This is a genomic window from Amycolatopsis speibonae (assembly GCF_042647925.1).
GTDB classification, from domain to species: domain Bacteria; phylum Actinomycetota; class Actinomycetes; order Mycobacteriales; family Pseudonocardiaceae; genus Amycolatopsis; species Amycolatopsis speibonae.
Genome location: NZ_JBHRWK010000147.1, coordinates 1 through 1,230, shown reverse-complemented (window position 1 = coordinate 1,230; position 1,230 = coordinate 1). Strand labels below are relative to the sequence as shown.

Sequence of the window (1,230 nt, the reverse complement as noted above, 5' to 3'; positions counted from 1 at the left end):
CCGGCACCGGTTCTGGAATTCGTTCGGTGCACGCCACAACGGCAAGGAAGGCGTGCGCGAGCATCGCCATGACCGTCCAGCGGTGCCAGGAGGTCCAGCGTCGGACCTGGTGCTGGTCCAGACCGGTGAGACCTTTGCCGGTCTGGAACGATTCCTCGACTGTCCACCTGCGGCCCGCGACGTGCACCAGCATCCGCAGCGGAACGGGTTGAGGTGAGTAACAACGGTAGAACGCCAGCTCACCGGTGGTGCGGTTGCGGCGGATCAGCAACCACCGGCACCCGTCCGGCTCGTCGAGGTCGATGTCGGCGAAAGCCCAGTCGTAGTAGCGATGTCCTTTCGCTCCAGCGCCGGCGGAGAGGCGTTGCCAGACGTGCTTGGGTAGCCTCGCGGCAACACCATCAGCGCGCAGAACACCTGCTGGAGTGCTGACGCGGCGGTCGCAGCCGATGGCGAGGACATATCCGACGCCACGTTTCTCAAGATCGGCACGTAGCCCTGGGTCTGCGCCGTAGACCTCGTCACCGGCGACCCACCCGGCTCGGACACCGGAGTCGAGGGCACCGCCGATCATCGTGGTCGCCAGCGCCGGTTTCGTCGCGAACACCGTGGTGGCGGGGATTCCGGCCTCGGCGCAGCGGTCGGGATCGGTGGTCCAGGACTTGGGCAAGTACAGAGCCCGGTCGATGAACGCGTGCCCGGCGTCGGTGGCGTAGGTGAGGTAGACCGCGACCTGGGCGTTCTCGATACGACCGGCGGTGCCGGTGTATTGGCGTTGCACACCAACGGTGTGGACGCCTTTCTTCAGGTCGCCGGTTTCGTCGACGACCAGCACGGCGCCGGTGTCGCCGAGGTGTTCGGTGACGTAGTCGCGCAGGTCGTCGCGGACTTTGTCGGCGTCCCACACTGCTTTGCGCAGCAGGTGTTGCATCCCGTCGGGGGTGTCGTCGCCGGCGTGTTCGGAGAGAGTCCAGCAGTTCTTGTCGGGCAGGTCCGACAGCAGCCCGAGCAGCAGTGTTCGTGCTCGTCGGCGGGGTTCGACGCGGGTGAACCGGCCCGCGATCCGGCTGGTCATCTCCTCGAACATCACCGCCCATCGGTCAGGGTTTACGCTGGGGCCTGCGGCCACCAGCCGATCAGGGTTAGTCCACACAACCGACCATGATCAACTGGTGGCCGCACCTGTCTGCGGGCAGCCCACCAGCGACATCACGAAGTCCGTCTGGAGTA

The 1,230-nt window shown here is 66.2% G+C and carries 1 protein-coding gene; it reads right to left on the bottom strand.

What is annotated here, in order from left to right; all coding sequences use genetic code 11:
- Nucleotides 1–1,087, bottom strand: a 1,087-nt coding sequence (locus ACFOSH_RS42700) for an IS701 family transposase (RefSeq protein WP_378247297.1), incomplete at its 3' end; no start/stop codon positions are given.
- Nucleotides 1,088–1,230: the final 143 nt, after the last annotated feature.